Genomic DNA, 18,705 nt, shown 5'->3' with positions numbered 1-18,705 from the left:
CACTGGGCCTACTGCTCGTGCTTGCGCTGTGGTTCTCGCTGGCGCTCGGCCCGGTCAGCCTGCCGCTGGGCGACACTCTGCGTGCCGCGCTGCGTCTGCTGGGCGTGCCGCTTGCAGCAGATGCGTCGGTGCAGCAGGCGGAATTGATCCTGGCGCAGATCCGTATGCCGCGCACGCTGCTCGGGCTCGCCGTGGGCATGGTGCTGGCGCTCTGTGGTGTGGCGATGCAGGGGCTGTTTCGCAACCCTCTGGCGGACCCTGGCCTGGTCGGCGTCTCCAGCGGTGCCGCACTCGGCGCTGCGGTGGCCATCGTTGGCGGCGCCGCGTTCGGCGGTTTGCCCGAAGCCTTCGCGCCTTATCTACTGTCGGTCTGTGCCTTCGTCGGTGGCTTGCTGGTGACGGCGCTGGTCTACCGCCTGGGCCGGCGTGATGGGCAGACCCACGTGGCGACCATGTTGCTAGCCGGCATTGCCTTGACCGCACTCGCTGGCGCGGCCATCGGCCTGTTCACCTATCTGGCTGACGATGCGACGTTGCGTACCCTGACGTTCTGGAACCTGGGCAGTCTCAATGGCGCCAGTTACGCACGGCTCTGGCCGTTGTTGCTGGCAACGCTGGCCGTGGCGCTATGGTTGCCGCGGCGGGCACGAGCGCTGAACGCGCTGCTGCTGGGCGAGTCGGAGGCGCGCCATCTCGGTTTCGATGTGGAGCGCCTCAAGCGCGAGCTGGTGTTCTGCACGGCGCTAGGTGTCGGCGCAGCAGTAGCCGCCGCCGGCCTGATCGGCTTTATCGGGCTGGTGGTTCCGCACCTGATGCGTCTGTTGGTCGGCCCCGATCATCGCTTGCTATTACCGGCATCCGCACTGGCCGGTGCCAGCCTGCTGCTGCTGGCTGATCTGGTTGCACGCCTGGCGTTGGCACCTGCCGAGTTGCCGATCGGCATCGTCACGGCGCTGATCGGCGCACCGTTCTTTCTTTATCTGTTGGTGCGGGGGCGAAGCTGATGCTGCAGGTCGAACAGCTGGAAGTTCGCCGCGGGCCCTGTGTGGTGCTCAGTGGCATCGATCTGCAGCTGCGTCCAGGCGAAGTGCTGGGTGTGCTGGGGCCGAATGGTGCGGGCAAGAGCACCTTGCTGGCAGCGCTGACCGGCGAGTTGCCGGCCAGTGCCGGGCAGGTGACGCTGGAGCAGCGCGCGCTCGATGACTGGTCGGGGCCGGAGCGCGCCCGGCGCCTGGCCGTGCTACCGCAGAGTTCGAGCCTGAACTTCGCCTTCCGCGTCGAGGAGGTGGTCGCCATGGGCCGTCTGCCTCACGACAGCGGGCGCGTGCGCGATGCGCAGATCGTCCAGGAGGCGCTGCACGCAGCTGATGCCGCGCATTTGGCCGGGCGCAGCTACCTGGCCCTGTCCGGTGGTGAGCGTCAGCGCGTGCACCTGGCGCGAGTGCTGGCGCAGCTGTGGCCGGGCGGCGAGGGGCAGATTCTGCTGCTCGACGAGCCAACCTCGATGCTCGACCCCCTGCATCAGCACACCTGCCTGCAGGCGGTTCGTCGTTTGGCTGAATCCGGTGCGGCAGTGCTGGTGATCCTCCACGACCTCAATCTGGCTGCGCGTTACTGTGATCGCCTGTTGTTGCTGGAGCAGGGCAGGGCGCATGCACTGGGCACGCCTGCCGAGGTATTGCGGGCCGAGCCACTGCAGGCCGTTTTCGGCCTGGAGGTGCTGGTGCAGACTCACCCCGAGCGCGGCCATCCCCTGATCGTCGCACGCTGAGCCTTGGAGAGTTCGATGCGAGTGGTTCTGCTGAGTTGTCTGATGCTGCTGGCCGCCTGCCAGAGTCGAGATGTGCTACCGCCCCCGGCGCCCCTCGCCCCACTGGGCCGCGAGCATGCCGACCTGGGCCGTATCGTCGATCTTGCCAGTGGGCAAACCATCAGTCCTGAGCAGCTGCTGAGTCGCCTGGCGCCGGCCCAGCGGGTGTTGGTTGGTGAACAGCATGACAATCCCGATCACCATGCCGTGCAGCTCTGGCTGTCGCGTGAGCTATCCCGGCAACGCCCGCAGGGCAGTGTGCTGATGGAGATGCTCAATCCCGATCAGCAGAGCAGGGTTGATCAGGCCCAGGCCGCTGCACGCACAGGGCAGGTGCCTGCAGATCCGTTCGACGCGCTGGCCTGGCAGTCGGGATGGGATTGGTCGCTGTACGGACCGCTGGTGCAGCATCAGTTGCGTCAACCTTATCCCCTGCTCGCGGCCAATCTGGACCGTGCCGAGATCATGCAGATCTACCGCCAGCGCCCGACCTTGCAGGGCGAGCGCTCCAGCGCAGGCGAGGTGCAGGCGCGTTTGCTGGCGGATATCCGCGAATCGCACTGCGACTTGCTGCCGGACAGCCAGTTGCCGGCGATGCTCGCCGTGCAGCAGCAGCGCGACCGGCGCATGGCCGAGGCGCTGTTGGCCGCACCGCAGCCAAGCCTGCTGCTGGCTGGCGCCTTCCACGTGCGCAAGGACCTCGGCGTGCCGCTGCACCTGGATGATCTCGATGCGCAGACCGGCAATGTGGTGCTGATACTGGCCGAGGTCGGCCGTGCGATGGACGCGTCCATGGCTGACTACGTCTGGTTCACCGCCGCGCAGCCTGCGCAGGATCACTGCGCCAAACTGCGACCCTAGCCGCCTTTCGCAGGCAGACCGCAAGGTATCCTTGGCGCTTTGCCGCTCTGGAGTCTGCCCTATGTCCACTGACGTCCGCGACCTGCTGCAAGGTTATTTCAACGCCCTCAATGATCGGGATATTCGTGCCTGCCTGGCACGGGTCAGTGACGAGCTGATTTTGGAGCCCAATCAGGGGTTCGCCGAGCACGGGCGCGACGCCTTCGCCGCTTTTCTCGAGCGGCAACTGCATTGCTATCGCGAGACGGTCGATGCATTGGTGATTCTGGCCGAACCACAGGGGCGGCATGCTGCCTGCGAGTACCGCGTCATTGGCGAGTACCTGGCGACCGACGATGGGCTGCCGGAGGCCTGCGGGCAGCGTTACGAGGTACGGGTGGGCGCGTTCTTCGAAATCGGCAATGGGCTGATTACGCGCATCAGTCTGCATTTCAACCTGCCGGACTGGTTGGCGCAGGTCGACGATTAAATCCGGCTAGGGGTATCGGCTGGAGACAGCAGGACGAACGTTCGTCCAGGCAAAAAAAAGACCCGGCAAGAGCCGGGTCAATAACCGTGATTAGCCTGATGAGGAGATAATCTGAAGAGTCCGACTGAATGGTCTCTTTAGCTTATCGGCTGATCTCGCGACCAGTTGAGGTAATAATAACAATTCTCATTTCATAGTCAACGCCCTTTTGAGAATTTTTCTCAGAAAGTTTTTGCCGGGCTCAGAAATGCAAAACCCCGGCGATGGCCGGGGTTGGTCGAGAACAAATGAAGGCTCAGGATTCGCCGGGCAGGCGCAGCTGAGTCACTTCCTTGTTCAGCAGGTCGATGCGTCGGGCCATGCTCTCGATCAGGCTGTGAGCGATGCGCGGGTTGCTCTGCATCAGGCTGAGGAACTGCTCCTTGGGGATCACCATGACCGTGCAAGGTTCGCTGGCGACCACCGTGGCGCTACGCCTCTCGCGCGTGAACACTGCCATGGCACCGAAGATTTCGTCCTTCTGCACGTCACCGACCTTCTGGCCGTCGACGTAGGCCTCGGCGTGGCCCTCGATGATGATGAACACGTGGTCGGCTTCATCGCCTTGGTGGATCAGTTCTTCGCCGGCCGCGAAATGCTGGAAGCCAGTCGCCGGACGGATCTCCGGTTGTTTCAGGCGTGCCAGTGCGTCGGACAGCAGGGCAGTATGGCCGATCAGGTATTGAATGAACTGTTCCTGGCGCTGCTCGCTGGCATAGATGTGTTGGAACACTTCACTGCGCGAATAGGGAATCAGGCTGATAGGTTCTTCACTGCTGTAGCGGCAGGAGGGCAGATCGATGCCCTGACGCAGGCCGACCAGATCGCCTTCCTGCAGATAGAACAACGGGCGCTCGTCGACCAGCGCATGCAACAAGCCATTCTCGATGATGAATAGCTGATTGCCTGGCAGTACCTGAGCCAGGTCATCGACACGTTCCAGGCGCAGTGGCTCACCCGCGGGTTGCAGCCCTTCCAGCAGCTGAGTGGGGATACTCTGTAGGCGGTTGATCAACTGATCGGCGTAGGCCGGTTGCTCCCCGAGTAAATACATAACCGTAATTCCTTGAACTGGCTGGGCTGGCTGACCACACGAAGGTCCCTGAAACAATAGGCTGTGCGGCTCTTCGAGTAAATCACCTTGCACTGGTGTTGTGAGCTAGCTCTTGTTGTGGCTCTGGGCTTCGTCCAGCTTGCCGTTCAGTTCGGCCTTGTGCGCCGCAGGTAGCTCACTCCAATGCACATCGAGCAGCGCGCCCTCGATGGCGTAAAGCAGCACCTTGGAGGCACGGAAGCCACGCGCCCTGACCGCGCGATAGGCGCCGACAGCGCCGTAGCGGCGCAAGTCGTTAGCGCTGTGAATACCCACAGCGTGTAGCCACTGTGCCGAGGTCTTGCCCAGGTTCTTCAGGTGTTGCAGTTCGTCGTTCATCGGGCCTCCATGCGTGCGGGTGAAAGGTTCACGTTGGCGTGCCTGCCAAAAAGTGTAGCGGCCAATTGCCTGGGGCTGAGAGGCGCATGCCGTGGTCGCACGCTGCTACTTGGTGCGATAACGCAGGCGCGTGCCGAAATTCACCGACATGAGAATTTCATCAGCGGTCAGTTCGACGGGAAAGTAGGCGCCCGAGATCTGTGCGTGGGCCAGGCTGGCGCCTTCGATCTTGGCGTTACGGAAATCCAGGCCGCGCAGGTCGGCGCCGCGAAAATAGGCGTCGGTGAAGTTGATCGCGTCGGTGTCCATGTTGCGCAGGTCGAGCCCGCGAAAGTCGCCGCCGGACAGGTCGACTTCGACACCCTTGGGCTTCTGCGCATTGAAGCCCTTCACGTCGTCGTTATGCAGGAGGTGGTAGAGCGGATGATCAAGCTGGCGTGGCTGGCTCATGGCAGATACCGGTAGTGGTCTCACCGGCAGTATAGAAGCCCTGCCAGGGTTTGCCTGGCAGGCTGAAGCCATGGGTCAAGGGCGCAACGATACTCAGATCCCTGGCAGGCGCTGGCGAATACGTTCGACCAGGCTGTCCAGGCTTGCACTGTCGTGCGTGTCGACGCGCTTGCTGTGGCTCTGCTCTTCGTCGTCGAGCGGTTCGCGGCTGGTTTGTTGGGCCTGGATAACGTCCAGCGTGGCATCGGACGGGTCCTGGCCTTCGTTCTGGCGCTGCTCTAGCCAACTGGCGATGACGGCTTGCGGCGCATGGCAGTCGATAATCAGGAACGGCACACCAGTCTCTTCAGCGACTTCGCTGGCAGCCTGGCGTTGCGCTGACTTGAGATAGGTTGCGTCGATCACCACAGGAAAGCCTGCCAGTAGTGCCTGGCGCGCCAACTGGTGCAGGCGTTGGTAAGTCGCCTGGCTGGCGTCGCTGCTGTAGATGCCGGCGCTTAACTGGTCCTTGGCTTCGGCACTTTGCTCGCCGAACAGGCGCTTGCGCTCGATGTCGGAGCGCAGGCGAATGGTGCCCAGCGCTTCGACCAGGCGCATGGCGACATGGCTTTTACCTACAGCCGATACGCCATGGGTGATGGCTAGGAAGGGCGATGGAATGGCGCTGTAGCTCTCCGCCAGAGCGGCGTAGCCACGGTACTGGCGCAGGATCACCGCTCGCTGCACCGAGTCCTGTTCCTGACCCAGGCGGAACAACGCGACTTTGCCGCGAACCATGGCGCGGTAGGCCTTGTAGAAATTCAGCAGTTGCAGGGCTGCATAGTCGCCGGTGCGCTCCAGCCAGCCGCTGATGAAGCGGCGTGCCAGGCATTTGAGGCCGCGGTCTTCGAGGTCCATCGCGAGGAAGGCGATATCGGCGGTGACGTCGGTAAAACGGAAGGGTTCGTTGAACTCGATGCAGTCGAACAGCACCACGTGACCGTCGATCTGGGCGGCGTTGCCCAGGTGAATATCACCATGGCATTCGCGGATGAAACCCTGCGTCTTGCGTTCGCTCAACAGTGGTTGCAGGCGTTCGTAGCTGGACTGAGCCCAGGCCTCGAGGGCGTCGAGTTGCTGCAGGTCTGCCTGCTCGCTGAGCATCGGACGAATCTGCTCGAAATTTTGTTGCACCGGAACCATTACCGCTTCGGCAGTGCCCAGCGGATGATCCTGCGGTACCTTCGGTGCGTTCAGGTGAAAAGTGGCGATCTGCTCGGCCAGGGCGTCGATATGGGCGTCGTTCAGTTCGCCGCGGGCCTGGATGGCGCTGAGCAGTTGCTCCTGCGGAAACTGACGCATTTTCAGTGCATATTCGATGGCTGGCGTGCCGCCGTCGAGGCTGGGTGCGTCTTCACTGCCGCCGATCGGCAACACGTCCAGATACAAATCCTTGGTCAAACGCTGGTTGAGACGCAGCTCTTCTTCGCAGAAATGCCGGCGTGCATCGAGCTCGGTGAAATCGAGAAAACCGAAGTTGACCGGTTTTTTGATCTTGTAGGCGTAGGGGCCAGTGAGCAAAACCCAAGAAATGTGGGTCTCAATGACCTGAAACCCATCCACAGGGTGCGGATACAGGGCCGGGTTCTGCAATGCGGCAATCAGGGCTTGGCTCACGTTCGATCCTTGTTCTAGACGCTGTTCGAGCTGGGCATTATGGCCGCTGTGAGCTGCTCTGCAAACCATCCGGGCGGCCTGCTGGCCCCTATGTAAAGTGCGTATAATCCCGCCATGACTCGAAAACGCTCCCCCCGCTCAAACAAAAAATCCCGCTCGTCCGGCATGCGTCCCTGGCTTGCATGGGGCCTCAAGCTCGGTCTGGTTGGCCTGGTGATCCTGGCTGGCTTTGCCGTTTACCTCGATGCCGTGGTGCAGGAAAAATTCTCCGGCAAGCGCTGGACCGTGCCCGCAAAGGTCTATGCCAGACCGCTGGAGCTCTTCGTGGGCCAGAAATTGGCCAAGGATGACTTCCTGCGCGAACTCGACGCCCTGGGCTATCGCCGTGAAAGCACGGTCAATGGACCTGGCGCGGTATCGGTGGCGGGTAACAACATCGAACTTAACAGTCGCGGCTTTCAGTTCTACGAGGGCGCCGAGCCCGCACGGAAAGTCCGGGTGCGCTTCTCTGGCGATTATGTGGCCGGGCTGACCCAGGCCGATGGCAGCAATCTGGCGGTGGCGCGGCTGGAACCGATGCTGATTGGCGGGCTTTACCCGGCGCACCAGGAAGATCGCATTCTGATCAAGCTGGATCAGGTGCCGGCCTATCTGATCGATGCATTGGTGGCGGTCGAGGATCGCGACTATTTCGAACACTTCGGCGTATCGCCCAAGGGTATTGCCCGCGCACTTTGGATCAACGCCTCCTCCGGTCGCCTGGTGCAGGGCGGCAGCACCCTGACCCAGCAGTTGGTGAAGAACTTCTACCTGACCAACGAGCGTACCCTGCTGCGTAAGGGCACCGAAGCGATGATGGCGGTGCTGCTGGAGCTGCATTACGACAAGCGCGAGATTCTCGAAGCCTATATGAACGAGGTGTTCCTCGGTCAGGACGGTCAGCGCGCCGTGCATGGCTTCGGTCTCGCCAGTCAGTACTTCTTCAGTCAGCCGGTATCCGAGTTGAAGTTGGAGCAGGTTGCGTTGCTGGTGGGCATGGTCAAGGGGCCGACCTACTTCAACCCGCGACGCAATCCCGAGCGTGCGCTGGCGCGGCGTAATCTGGTGATTGACCTGCTCGCCGAGCAAGGTTCGATCACACCCGAGGAGGCCGCTACTGCCAAGGAGAAACCGCTGGGCGTCACGTCGCGCGGCAGCATGGCCGATAGCTCGTTCCCGGCGTTCCTCGACCTGGTCAAGCGTCAGTTGCGTGAGGACTATCGTGAGCAGGACCTGACCGAAGAAGGCCTGCGCATCTTCACCAGTTTCGATCCGATTCTGCAGCTCAAGGCCGAAGAGGCGCTGGCCGAGACGCTCAAGCGCCTGGCCGGGCGCAAAGGCGTGGATGAAGTGCAGGCCGGTATGGTCGTGACCAACCCCGAGACCGGGGAAATTCAGGCATTGATTGGCAGCCGTCAGCCGCGGTTTGCTGGCTTTAACCGAGCGCTGGACGCCGTGCGGCCGATAGGTTCGCTGATCAAGCCGGCGATCTACCTGTCGGCGCTGGAGCGTCCCAGCCAGTACACCCTGACCAGTTGGCTGGAGGATGAACCCTTCTCCATCAAGGGGCAGGACGGCCAGGTCTGGACGCCGCAGAACTACGACCGCAAGGCTCACGGCACCATCTACCTGTATCAGGGGCTGGCGCAGTCCTACAACCTGTCTACGGCCAAGCTCGGCCTGGAGATCGGCGTGCCCAATGTGCTCAAGACTCTCGAACGATTGGGTGTCGAGCGCAAGTGGCCAGCCTATCCGTCGATGCTGCTCGGTGCTGGGGCGCTGACGCCGATGGAAGTGGCGGGCATGTACCAGACCCTGGCCAATGGTGGTTTCAATACGCCGTTGCGCGGCATTCGCAGCGTATTGACCGCTGACGGCGAGCCGCTCGGGCGCTATCCATTCAAGATCCAGCAACGTTTTGATCCGGGGGCCATTTACCTGGTGCAGAACGCCATGCAGCGCACCATGCGTGAAGGTACGGGGCGTTCGGTGTACAGCCAACTGCCCAGCTCGCTGAATCTGGCGGGCAAGACCGGCACCAGTAACGACTCGCGTGACAGCTGGTTCGCTGGCTTCAGTCAGGATCTGCTGTCGGTGGTGTGGCTGGGGCGCGATGACAATGGCCCAACCCCGCTGACTGGTGCGACCGGTGCGCTGCAGGTCTGGACCGGCTTCATGCGCAAGGCCGATCCGCTGCCTCTGGATATGCCGATGCCGGACAACGTCACCCAGGCCTGGGTGGATCGTCAGACGGGTCTGGGCTCGGCTTCGGGCTGCCCGAATGCGGTACAGATGCCTTATATTCGCGGCAGTGAACCTGCCCCGGGCTCCGCTTGCGGTATCCAGGCACCCGTCGAGTCGGTGATGGATTGGGTCAAGGGTTGGTTGGAATAACGGCCGAGTCGAGTGGCTCGGTGTTACCTGAAGAGGATTGGATGTGAACAAGAAGTGGCTTGCCACGATGCTGGCAACAGCGGTTCTGAGTGGTTGCAGTACGGTGCCGCAGGGTTCGATTCCGGTGATCGATGCCGGCTCTCCGCTATCGTCGGGTGGTTCTGGTCCGTCGACCAGCCCAGCCCCCGCAGCTACGCCGCAGCGTATCGAGGAAGACTCCGGGGTTGTCGTGATGGTGCCGCAGGGTGCGGTCTCCACGCCGCTGCAGACAGACTCACAGCCGATCACCTCCAGTGGCGGCCTGACCTTTGATCCTCCCGTGAGCAGTCAACCTTCTGCGCCGAGCCAAGGCAGTTTTGGTTCCTCGGCACCGAGTGTGCCCAGTGGCATTCCCAGCAGCGGTGGCCTGGCGGCCGACGAGCAACTGGATGGACCGGTTCTCGCGCTGCTGACCACTGCTCAACAGCAGCAGGGTGGTGGCGATCTGAATGGTGCCGCCTCCAGCCTGGAGCGTGCCCAGCGCATCGCACCACGTGAGCCGCAGGTGCTCTACCGCCTTGCCGAGGTACGTATGGCTCAAGGCGATGCAGCGCAGGCCGAGCAACTGGCACGTCGTGGTCTGACTCAAGCCAGTGGTCGTCCGGCGCTGCAGGCCAGCCTGTGGGATCTGATTGCCCGCGCTCGCGAGGGGCAGGGTGATCCCGCTGGTGCTGCCCAGGCCCGTGAACGCGCACGAGTCAATCTCTGATGGATGCTCGCGTGAGCGCACTGGCCGAACACTTGCTGCTGATCGAGCGTGAGTTGCGTGTGCTGGGTTGGTGGCAGGAGGAGGCGCCCAGCGCCGAGGCCCTTGCCAGCCCGGAGCCGTTCTGTGTCGATACGCTGGCGTTCGAGCAATGGCTGCAGTGGATTTTTCTGCCGCGAATGAAAGTGCTACTGGAAAGCGGCGCTGCCTTGCCGTCGGTGTCGGGTATTCAGGCGATGGCCGAGATGGTCTATCAGCAGCAGCCGGGCATTGCGCGCCGGCTGCTTGAACTACTCGGCGAGTTCGATCGCCTGATCACGCGCACGCCCTGAGGTTGCGCGTAGTCCATTACTTGCAGCTTTCCGTGATGGACTTCTTCAGCTCCGCGATGCGCTCCTGGCGCTCATCCTCGCCAATACGGCGCAGCTCGCCACCGTCTTCAATCCTGACTCGTGGGTTGTTTTCCAGCTGAGCAAGGTTGGTGCGTGCTGTCTCGCAGTACTGCTTGCGCTCGGCTTCCTGTTTCGCCACATCTTCCTTGACCTTCTTGTCGATGGCCGCCTGCTCGGGGTCGAGCTGCTCGTCAAAACTGGGTGCCGGCTCACTGGGTGCCGGTCGGGGAGGTGGTGCTGAGGTATTGATGGTGGTGGCCTGTTGGCCCTGCGGAGGTTGTGCGCCGAAGTGGGTCACGCCCTTGTCATCTACCCACTTGTACACCTGGCTGGCCATGGCGGACGTGCTCAACGCGAGCATCAAGGTGCCAGTAAGAATCATGTGGCGCATGCTGTTTCCTTTATCGAGAGCGGCGGTGCTGATGGTTACTATAACCAAAAGCCGGCAATCTTCATCCTGCGCTGCGTCACAGCAGCAGGTTGAATAATAGGTTAGCCATCGCTTGACTTGCCCTCGCCGAACCCGAACAATCCAGCCTTCCCCCGTAGTGGAGTCCGCCGCAAGCGTCCTTCAGCTCGGGGAAAAGAGGCGCTACCCGCGCCGAACCGTGACACCCGCAACGCGTTACCTCGCGCTGGGAGGGCCAGCCCCGCAAGACCATGGGCTGCTCCGTTACTCGTCAAGCTGATGTTTCGAATCCACGATCACCGTCGTGCGTGTCCGCTGACAGTAAGAACCTACTTAGGGCTGCCCGTTGGCGGGTGGCATACTGGCGTTCAAGAGGTGAACAACGTGGAGCTTTTATCCGGCGCTGAAATGGTCGTCCGCTTCCTGCGTGACGAAGGCGTTAAGCATATCTATGGGTACCCTGGTGGTGCTCTCCTGCACATTTACGATGCCCTGTTCAAAGAACCGGAAGTGACTCACATCCTGGTGCGTCATGAACAGGCTGCGACCCATATGGCTGACGGCTATGCCCGCGCCACCGGCAAGGCCGGTGTGGTGCTGGTGACCTCTGGCCCTGGCGCGACCAATGCCATCACCGGTATCGCGACTGCCTACATGGATTCCATTCCGATGGTGGTGATCTCCGGCCAGGTGCCGAGCGCCATGGTCGGCACCGATGCCTTCCAGGAAACCGACATGGTCGGTATTTCCCGCCCGATCGTGAAGCACAGCTTCATCATCAAGCACCCGTCGGAAATCCCTGAGGTGCTGAAGAAGGCGTTCTATCTCGCCGAATCCGGCCGTCCCGGTCCGGTCGTGGTCGACATTCCGAAAGACATGGGCGACCCGACCCAGAAGTTCGAATACGTCTATCCGAAGAAGGTCAAGCTACGCTCCTACAGCCCGGCGGTACGTGGTCACTCCGGCCAGATCCGCAAGGCGGCCGAGATGCTGCTGGCCGCCAAGCGTCCGGTCATGTATTCCGGCGGTGGCGTGATCATGGGTGGCGCCTCTGCGCCGCTGACCGAGCTGGCGCAGATGCTCAACCTGCCGGTGACCAACACACTGATGGGCCTCGGTGGCTATCCGGGTACCGACCGCCAGTTCATCGGCATGCTCGGCATGCACGGCAGCTACACCGCCAACCTGGCCATGCACCATGCTGACGTGATTCTGGCCGTCGGTGCGCGCTTCGATGACCGTGTGATCAACGGCGCGGCCAAGTTCTGCCCCAACGCCAAGATCATTCATATCGACATCGACCCGGCCTCGATCTCCAAGACCATCAAGGCTGATATCCCGATCGTTGGCCCGGTGGACAGCGTGTTGACCGAGATGGTCGCCATCCTCAAGGAAATCGGTGAAACCCCGAACAAGGACACCGTTGCCAGCTGGTGGAAACAGATCGACGAGTGGCGTGGCAATGGTCGTCTGTTCCCATACAACGAGGGCGACGGTTCGATCATCAAGCCGCAGACCGTGATCGAAACCCTGTGCGACGTGACCAAGGGCGATGCCTTCATCACCTCCGATGTGGGCCAGCACCAGATGTTCGCGGCGCAGTACTACCGGTTCAACAAGCCCAATCGCTGGATCAACTCCGGTGGCCTGGGCACCATGGGCTTCGGTTTCCCGGCCGCAATGGGCATCAAGCTGAACTTCCCGGAAGCCGATGTGGCATGCGTCACCGGTGAGGGCAGCATCCAGATGAACATCCAGGAGCTGTCGACCTGCCTGCAGTACGACCTGCCGGTGAAGATCGTCAACCTGAACAACGGTGCCCTCGGCATGGTTCGCCAATGGCAGGACATGCAGTACAACAGCCGTTATTCGCACTCCTACATGGAGTCGCTGCCGGACTTCGTCAAACTGGCCGAGGCTTATGGCCATGTCGGTATGCGCATCACTTCGCTGAAGGACCTCAAGCCCAAGCTGGAGGAAGCCTTTGCCTTGAAGAACCGCCTGGTGTTCCTCGACATCGCGGTGGATTCCAGCGAGCACGTCTATCCGATGCAGATCAGAGACGGTGCGATGCGTGACATGTGGCTGAGCAAGACGGAGCGGACCTAAGATGCGACACATCATTTCCCTGCTGCTGGAAAACGAGCCGGGCGCCCTGTCGCGCGTGGTTGGTCTGTTCTCCCAGCGTAACTACAACATCGAAAGCCTCACCGTTGCGCCAACCGAGGATCCGACGCTGTCGCGCCTGACCCTCACCACCGTTGGGCAGGATGAGGTGATCGAGCAGATCACCAAGAACCTCAACAAACTGGTCGAGGTGGTCAAGCTGGTCAACCTGTCGGAAAGCGCCCACATCGAGCGCGAGCTGATGCTGGTCAAGATCAAGGCCACTGGCGCTCAGCGTGCCGAGGTCAAGCGTACTACCGACATCTTCCGCGGCCAGATCGTGGATGTGACCAGCAGCGTCTACACCGTGCAGTTGACTGGTACCAGCGACAAACTGGATAGCTTTATTCAGGCTGTCGGTACTGCATCGATCCTGGAAACTGTACGCAGTGGCGTCACCGGTATCGCACGTGGCGACAAGGTACTGAGTATCTGATCGTCATGGTGAAAAAGCCCCGCCTGGTGCGGGGCTTTTTATTGCCCGAAATTCAGCGTTGGCGATTCCAGAAAGCTGCGATCAGCGGGTCCTTGAGGCGTTTTTCCAGCGCGAACAAACCAATGTCATAAGCGGTTAGCGGTGGCTGGATGTCGTAGATGCGAATGCGTGCGGTCAGTGGGCTGTTATCCAGTACGATCTGCGGCACCACCCCGATACCGAAACCCAGGCTGACCATACTGACGATCGCTTCGTTGCCGCTGACCTGGGCATAGATGCGCGGCTTGATGTTGTGGCTTTTCAGCCAGCGATCGGTGCGTGTCCGTGCCAGGCCCTCTTCCGAAAGAATCATCGGCACGTCTTTCCAATTATCTGCCGTTGGATTCTTTAGTTGTTCCTCGTTCAGCAGTTGGGGCGCTTGGGGGCCGATAAAGCGCAAGTCAGAGCGCGTGATCGACTGAAACTTGACCCCGGCCGGCAGGCTGTCGGGTAGGGCGCCGATGGCCAGGTCTTCCAGCCCTTGTTGCACGCGCTCGACTGCTTTTGCCGGGTCGCCGGTGTGAAGTTTCATTTCGATACGCGGGTAGTCCTGACGAAAGCTGCTGAGGATGTCGTAGAGGAAGCTGTAGCTCGCGGTGACCGAGCAGTACAGCGACAGCTCGCCATGCAGGTTCAACTGGTCCTGCATGAAGGTCTGGCGAATGGCCTGCCAGCCATTGATGACCTCGCTCGCGTACTCGCGAAACTGCTGGCCCTCGCGGGTCAGGCGGACTGAGCGGTTGTCGCGAACGAACAGCGCAGCGCCGACTTCGTCCTCTAGCTGCTTGATGCTACGGCTGAGCGCAGAAGGGCTGACATGCTGCTCGCGGCTGGTTCGACCGAAGTGCAGGTTGTCAGCCAGGGAGAGAAAAAGCCTGAGAGAGTGACTGTCCATTTATATTTCATAAATCGGCATGTGGTGTTGCAAATATATCATTTTACGCAATGGTTCGAATCACTTAAGGTCTCTCTGTCGCGGTGCTCCGCACCCCATCCTTTTCGATACACAAGAGCCAAGAACATGAAAGTTTATTACGACAAAGACTGTGACCTCTCGATCATCCAGGGCAAGAAAGTTGCCATCATCGGCTACGGCTCCCAGGGCCACGCTCAGGCGTGCAACCTGAAAGACTCCGGCGTCGACGTCACCGTCGGTCTGCGTAAAGGCTCCGCTACCGTTGCCAAGGCTGAAGCCCATGGCCTGAAAGTCGCTGACGTGGCTTCCGCCGTCGCCGCTGCCGACCTGGTAATGATCCTGACCCCGGACGAATTCCAGGGCCAGCTGTACAAGAACGAGATCGAGCCGAACATCAAGAAGGGCGCCACCCTGGCCTTCTCCCACGGCTTCGCCATCCACTACAACCAGGTCGTACCGCGTGCTGATCTCGACGTGATCATGATCGCGCCGAAGGCTCCGGGCCACACCGTTCGCACCGAGTTCGTCAAAGGCGGCGGCATCCCTGACCTGATCGCTGTTTACCAGGACGCTTCCGGCAATGCCAAGAACGTCGCTCTGTCCTACGCTTCGGGCGTTGGCGGCGGCCGTACCGGCATCATCGAAACCACGTTCAAGGACGAGACCGAAACCGACCTGTTCGGTGAGCAGGCCGTTCTCTGCGGCGGTACCGTCGAACTGGTCAAAGCCGGTTTCGAAACCCTGGTTGAAGCTGGCTACGCGCCGGAAATGGCCTACTTCGAGTGCCTGCACGAGCTGAAGCTGATCGTCGACCTCATGTACGAAGGCGGTATCGCCAACATGAACTACTCGATCTCCAACAACGCCGAGTACGGTGAGTACGTCACCGGTCCGGAAGTGATCAACGCTGAATCCCGTCAGGCCATGCGCAACGCTCTGAAGCGCATCCAGGACGGCGAATACGCCAAGATGTTCATCAGCGAAGGTGCCACTGGCTACCCGTCGATGACCGCCAAGCGTCGTAACAACGCCGCTCACGGTATCGAAGTCATCGGTGAGCAACTGCGTTCGATGATGCCGTGGATCGCTGCCAACAAGATCGTCGACAAGGCCAAGAACTAAGGTCTGCGATGTGCGAAAGAACGCGGCTTTATGCCGCGTTTTTTCATTCTGGGGCGAGGCTTCTGGTATAAAGCCAGCTCGCTGATTGGCGAACTGAGTTCAGTCGTCCCGGTCGAAATTTGTCAAACCCGTTGCAAGGTGCTGTTCATGAGTGAAGGTCCCGAGGATCAAAAGCCGGCTGGCGATAATCTGGAAAGCCTGCTGCCGATCGACGAGCACATAGAGGAAGGGCAGGACGCGGAAGGGCGCAAGGTGCGTCACCGTGGCATTTACCTGCTGCCCAATCTGTTCACCACGGCTAACCTGTTCGCCGGTTTCTACTCCATCATCAATGCGATGAACGGCAACTTCTACGTGGCTGCCGCCGCGGTATTTGTCGCCATGGTGCTCGACGGTCTGGACGGTCGCGTAGCGCGCCTGACCAATACGCAAAGTGCGTTCGGTGCCGAGTACGATTCGCTTTCAGACATGGTTGCCTTCGGCGTTGCGCCGGCGTTGCTCGCATTCGAATGGGCGCTGGGCAGCATGGGCAAGGTTGGCTGGATGGTCGCCTTCATCTATGTCGCTGGTGCAGCCTTGCGCCTGGCCCGTTTCAATACGCAGATCGGTAGCGTCGACAAGCGCTATTTCATCGGCCTGGCCAGTCCGGCTGCGGCGGGCGTGGTTGCCGGTACGGTGTGGGCGTTCAGCGACTTCGGTATCAAGGGCTCGAACATGTCCTTTGCGGTGGCGTTGCTGGTCGCTGCTGCGGGTTGCCTGATGGTCAGCAACATCAAGTACTACAGCTTCAAGGACCTGGATCTGAAAGGGCGCGTGCCATTCGTGGCCATTCTCGCCGTGGTGCTGGTATTCGCGGTGGTATTCAGCGACCCGCCCCGTATCCTGCTGCTTATCTTCCTCGCTTACGCAGCCTCCGGTCCGATTCAGTACCTGCTGCAGTTGCGTCGTCGTAAATCTGCCTGACGCTGTAATTTCTCCTGCACTCCGTGGTCTACAGTTCGTTTCTCAAACTGTAGTCGCGGAGTCGCCATGCTCATCCGAGTACCTCCCTCTTCTCGGGCTCTTGAGTCCGAAGTCACCCCGGAATCCGTTTACCTCTCCCGTCGCAAGCTGATGCAGGGCTCGCTGGCGCTGGCTGCGATGGCGGCTATGCCTGGTTGGGCCAGTGCCGAAGCCCAAGGGCGCTACAGCGATGTCGAGCCCGCCAAGGCGCCTGGCTGGTTCGAAGAGAAACTGGCGGCCACGCGCTGGCAAGCGATTACGGCTGAAGGTGAAAGCATCACGCCGTTCAAGGACGCGACGCACTACAACAACTTCTATGAGTTCGGCACAGGTAAGGGCGATCCGGTGGCCAATGCCGGCAAGCTGCAGGTCGAGCCCTGGACGGTGATGGTCGATGGCGAGGTGGGCAAGCCGGGGCGCTATGCCATCGAGGATCTGGTCAAACCGCATGCGTTCGAAGAGCGTATCTATCGACTTCGCTGTGTCGAGGCCTGGTCCATGGTCATTCCCTGGTTGGGCTTTCCTCTGGCCGAACTGCTCAAGCAGGTCGAGCCCACCTCATCGGCTCGTTATGTGCGCTTCGAAACGCTGGTCGATCGTGAGCGCATGCCGGGCCAGCGCTCGGGGTTCTCTCTGATCGATTGGCCTTATGTCGAGGGTCTGCGTCTGGACGAGGCCATGCATCCGTTGGCCTTCATGGCTGTCGGCATGTACGGCCGAGTGCTGCCGAACCAGAACGGTGCTCCCTTGCGTCTGGTGGTGCCTTGGAAATATGGCTTCAAAAGCATCAAGTCCATCGTACGTATAAGCCTGGTGAGCGAGGCGCCTAAAACTACTTGGGAGCGCATTGCGCCGAACGAGTACGGCTTCTATGCCAACGTCAATCCGCAGGTGGATCATCCGCGCTGGTCTCAAGCAACCGAGCGGCGTTTGCCCAGCGGGTTGTTCAGCCCCAATGTGATCGACACCCGGATGTTCAATGGCTACGAGGAGGTCGCTGACCTCTACGCGGGCATGGATCTGGCGAGGTACTACTGATGCGCTACAGGCTCTGGCGCGTCAGCGTATTCCTGGCTGCATTGGTGCCGCCGCTGTATTGGCTGTACTGCGCTGTCTTCGATTCGTTGGGACCTGACCCTGGAAAGGTTCTGGTGGATAACCTGGGGCTCGGTGCTCTGATCCTTCTGTTGATCACCTTGGCAATGACGCCACTGCAGCAGCTGACCCGCTGGAGCGGTTGGATCGCTGTACGCCGACAGTTAGGTCTATGGTGCTTTGTCTACGTAACGCTGCACCTGTCCGGCTATGGGCTGTTTATCGCCGGGTTGCGTCTGGAGCTGGTGCTTCGCGATCTTTCCGAGCGTCCTTACATCATCGTTGGGGCGCTGGCGTTCATTGGCTTGCTGGCATTGGCCGTTACCTCGAATCGTTTCAGCATCAGAAAGCTGGGCCGCAAGTGGAAGGCTCTGCACCGTCTGGTCTACGTCATCCTGTTACTGGCCTTGCTGCACATGCTCTGGGTGGTGCGTGCGGATCTGGGTGAGTGGCTCGCTTATGCGCTCATCGGTGGGGCGCTGTTGCTGATGCGTGTTTCTGCAGTGGCAAGTGGGTTGCAGCGAGCTGGCGTCCTTTGGCGAGAAAATCCGAAGAAAGTTGAAATATAAGCTTGACGCATATTCTGCCGGATGTAGAATGCGCGCCACTTCAGCGATGAAGCGCTTCAAAAACTTCTTGTTAATCAATAAGTTAAGTTGAATGAAGGGCTTGCAAAGCTGGATCTGGTGTGTAGAATGCGCGCCGGTCGACAGGGTGGTGGTTGAGTCCTGTTGGTGGTTCGGTCGAATGGATCGAAAGCGGTAGAAAAGAGGTGTTGACAGCGGTTTTGAACGCTGTAGAATGCGCCTCCCGCTGGAGAGAAGAAGTTCGGATCGAAGGCGCAAGTGGTTGAGTAGAAAGAAGTTTCTCCGGAAACAAAATCGAAAAACAGCTTGACAGGTAGTAAGGCTGCTGTAGAATGCGCGGCCTCGGTTGAGACGAAAGACTTAACCAACTGTTCTTTAACAACTGAATCAAGCAATTCGTGTGGGTGCTTGTGAGGTAAGACTGATAGTCAGCTGATTATCAGCATCACAAAGCAACACTCGTTAATTCGAGAGTTACCTTTCATTAATTTGAAAGTTTTGCGATTGCTGAGCCAAGTTTAGGGTTTTCTCAAAACCCAAGCAGTATTGAACTGAAGAGTTTGATCATGGCTCAGATTGAACGCTGGCGGCAGGCCTAACACATGCAAGTCGAGCGGATGAGAGGAGCTTGCTCCTTGATTTAGCG

The 18,705-nt window shown here is 60.4% G+C and carries 19 protein-coding genes and 1 rRNA gene; 14 read left to right on the top strand and 6 right to left on the bottom strand.

All coding sequences use genetic code 11. The features are described 5' to 3' along the window. Positions 1-17: 17 nt before the first annotated feature. The 4 genes from CDO35_RS18170 to CDO35_RS18155 all read left to right on the top strand — a co-directional run bounded on the left by CDO35_RS18170 (position 18) and on the right by CDO35_RS18155 (position 3,140). The gene (locus tag CDO35_RS18170) at positions 18-1,004 is read left to right on the top strand and encodes a FecCD family ABC transporter permease (protein WP_166432425.1); all 987 of its coding nucleotides are present in this window, start codon (positions 18-20) and stop codon (positions 1,002-1,004) included. Continuing rightward, positions 1,004-1,771, top strand: coding sequence for a heme ABC transporter ATP-binding protein (locus CDO35_RS18165; protein ID WP_099526072.1), 768 nt, complete (start codon positions 1,004-1,006; stop codon positions 1,769-1,771). Before CDO35_RS18170 ends, CDO35_RS18165 begins: the two co-directional genes overlap by 1 nt. 15 nt (positions 1,772-1,786) lie before the next feature. Beyond that, positions 1,787-2,671, top strand: a complete 885-nt coding sequence (locus CDO35_RS18160) for a ChaN family lipoprotein (protein ID WP_099526071.1) — start codon at positions 1,787-1,789, stop codon at positions 2,669-2,671. A gap of 61 nt (positions 2,672-2,732) precedes the next feature. Beyond that, complete coding sequence (locus tag CDO35_RS18155) at positions 2,733-3,140, top strand: nuclear transport factor 2 family protein (RefSeq protein WP_099526070.1); 408 nt, start codon at positions 2,733-2,735, stop codon at positions 3,138-3,140. Positions 3,141-3,435: 295 nt separating this feature from the next. On the opposite strand, the gene CDO35_RS18150 is transcribed toward CDO35_RS18155, so the two are convergent. The 4 genes from CDO35_RS18150 to CDO35_RS18135 form a co-directional block, all read right to left on the bottom strand. Continuing rightward, positions 3,436-4,233: a cyclic nucleotide-binding domain-containing protein gene (locus CDO35_RS18150; RefSeq protein WP_099526069.1), complete on the bottom strand. Its 798-nt coding sequence runs from the start codon at positions 4,231-4,233 to the stop codon at positions 3,436-3,438. A 105-nt stretch (positions 4,234-4,338) separates the two neighbouring features. Next, on the bottom strand, positions 4,339-4,611 hold the full coding sequence (locus CDO35_RS18145) for a TfoX/Sxy family protein (protein WP_099526068.1): 273 nt from the start codon (positions 4,609-4,611) through the stop codon (positions 4,339-4,341). A gap of 105 nt (positions 4,612-4,716) precedes the next feature. Beyond that, positions 4,717-5,061, bottom strand: a complete 345-nt coding sequence (locus CDO35_RS18140; RefSeq protein WP_099526067.1) for a pentapeptide repeat-containing protein — start codon at positions 5,059-5,061, stop codon at positions 4,717-4,719. Between the two features lie 93 nt (positions 5,062-5,154). Next, positions 5,155-6,717 (bottom strand): bifunctional aminoglycoside phosphotransferase/ATP-binding protein, encoded by a 1,563-nt coding sequence (locus tag CDO35_RS18135; RefSeq protein ID WP_099526066.1) that lies wholly within the window; start codon positions 6,715-6,717, stop codon positions 5,155-5,157. Between the two features lie 114 nt (positions 6,718-6,831). Between CDO35_RS18135 and mrcB the strand changes: the two genes are divergently transcribed. From mrcB to CDO35_RS18120, 3 genes are all read left to right on the top strand, one after another. Then, complete coding sequence (gene mrcB, locus CDO35_RS18130) at positions 6,832-9,150, top strand: penicillin-binding protein 1B (protein WP_143507346.1); 2,319 nt, start codon at positions 6,832-6,834, stop codon at positions 9,148-9,150. Positions 9,151-9,217: 67 nt separating this feature from the next. Then, positions 9,218-9,898, top strand: coding sequence for a tetratricopeptide repeat protein (locus CDO35_RS18125; RefSeq protein ID WP_099526250.1), 681 nt, complete (start codon positions 9,218-9,220; stop codon positions 9,896-9,898). Then, entirely contained in the window at positions 9,898-10,227 is a 330-nt protein-coding gene (locus CDO35_RS18120; RefSeq protein WP_099526064.1) for a YqcC family protein, read from the top strand. The genes CDO35_RS18125 and CDO35_RS18120 overlap by 1 nt, the downstream gene beginning before the upstream one ends. Positions 10,228-10,243: 16 nt before the next feature. Here CDO35_RS18120 and CDO35_RS18115 read toward each other — a convergent pair whose 3' ends face one another. Continuing rightward, entirely contained in the window at positions 10,244-10,678 is a 435-nt protein-coding gene (locus tag CDO35_RS18115) for a DUF4124 domain-containing protein (protein WP_099526063.1), read from the bottom strand. Between the two features lie 402 nt (positions 10,679-11,080). On the opposite strand from CDO35_RS18115, the gene CDO35_RS18110 reads away from it, so the two are divergent. Continuing rightward, complete coding sequence (locus CDO35_RS18110; protein ID WP_099526249.1) at positions 11,081-12,805, top strand: acetolactate synthase 3 large subunit; 1,725 nt, start codon at positions 11,081-11,083, stop codon at positions 12,803-12,805. Position 12,806: 1 nt separating this feature from the next. After that, positions 12,807-13,298 carry an acetolactate synthase small subunit gene (ilvN, locus tag CDO35_RS18105; RefSeq protein WP_003462832.1) on the top strand — a complete coding sequence of 164 codons (492 nt, stop codon included), beginning with the start codon at positions 12,807-12,809 and terminating at the stop codon, positions 13,296-13,298. Positions 13,299-13,350: 52 nt separating this feature from the next. Here ilvN and ilvY read toward each other — a convergent pair whose 3' ends face one another. After that, a complete protein-coding gene (ilvY, locus tag CDO35_RS18100) occupies positions 13,351-14,232 on the bottom strand; it encodes an HTH-type transcriptional activator IlvY (protein ID WP_099526062.1) in 882 nt (293 codons plus the stop codon). Between the two features lie 126 nt (positions 14,233-14,358). On the opposite strand from ilvY, the gene ilvC reads away from it, so the two are divergent. The 5 genes from ilvC to CDO35_RS18070 form a co-directional block, all read left to right on the top strand. Next, on the top strand, positions 14,359-15,375 hold the full coding sequence (gene ilvC, locus CDO35_RS18095; protein WP_037001483.1) for a ketol-acid reductoisomerase: 1,017 nt from the start codon (positions 14,359-14,361) through the stop codon (positions 15,373-15,375). A 147-nt stretch (positions 15,376-15,522) separates the two neighbouring features. Further along, on the top strand, positions 15,523-16,338 hold the full coding sequence (pssA, locus tag CDO35_RS18090; protein WP_026088416.1) for a CDP-diacylglycerol--serine O-phosphatidyltransferase: 816 nt from the start codon (positions 15,523-15,525) through the stop codon (positions 16,336-16,338). Between the two features lie 66 nt (positions 16,339-16,404). After that, the gene (msrP, locus tag CDO35_RS18085) at positions 16,405-17,415 is read left to right on the top strand and encodes a protein-methionine-sulfoxide reductase catalytic subunit MsrP (RefSeq protein WP_099526061.1); all 1,011 of its coding nucleotides are present in this window, start codon (positions 16,405-16,407) and stop codon (positions 17,413-17,415) included. Continuing rightward, complete coding sequence (msrQ, locus tag CDO35_RS18080) at positions 17,415-18,041, top strand: protein-methionine-sulfoxide reductase heme-binding subunit MsrQ (protein ID WP_099526060.1); 627 nt, start codon at positions 17,415-17,417, stop codon at positions 18,039-18,041. Before msrP ends, msrQ begins: the two co-directional genes overlap by 1 nt. A 566-nt stretch (positions 18,042-18,607) precedes the next feature. After that, positions 18,608-18,705, top strand: a 16S ribosomal RNA gene (locus CDO35_RS18070); the annotation flags it as partial.

Source organism: Pseudomonas sediminis, from assembly GCF_002741105.1.
Classification (GTDB): Bacteria; Pseudomonadota; Gammaproteobacteria; order Pseudomonadales; family Pseudomonadaceae; genus Aquipseudomonas; species Aquipseudomonas sediminis.
This window is presented reverse-complemented; position numbering and strand designations above follow the sequence as displayed.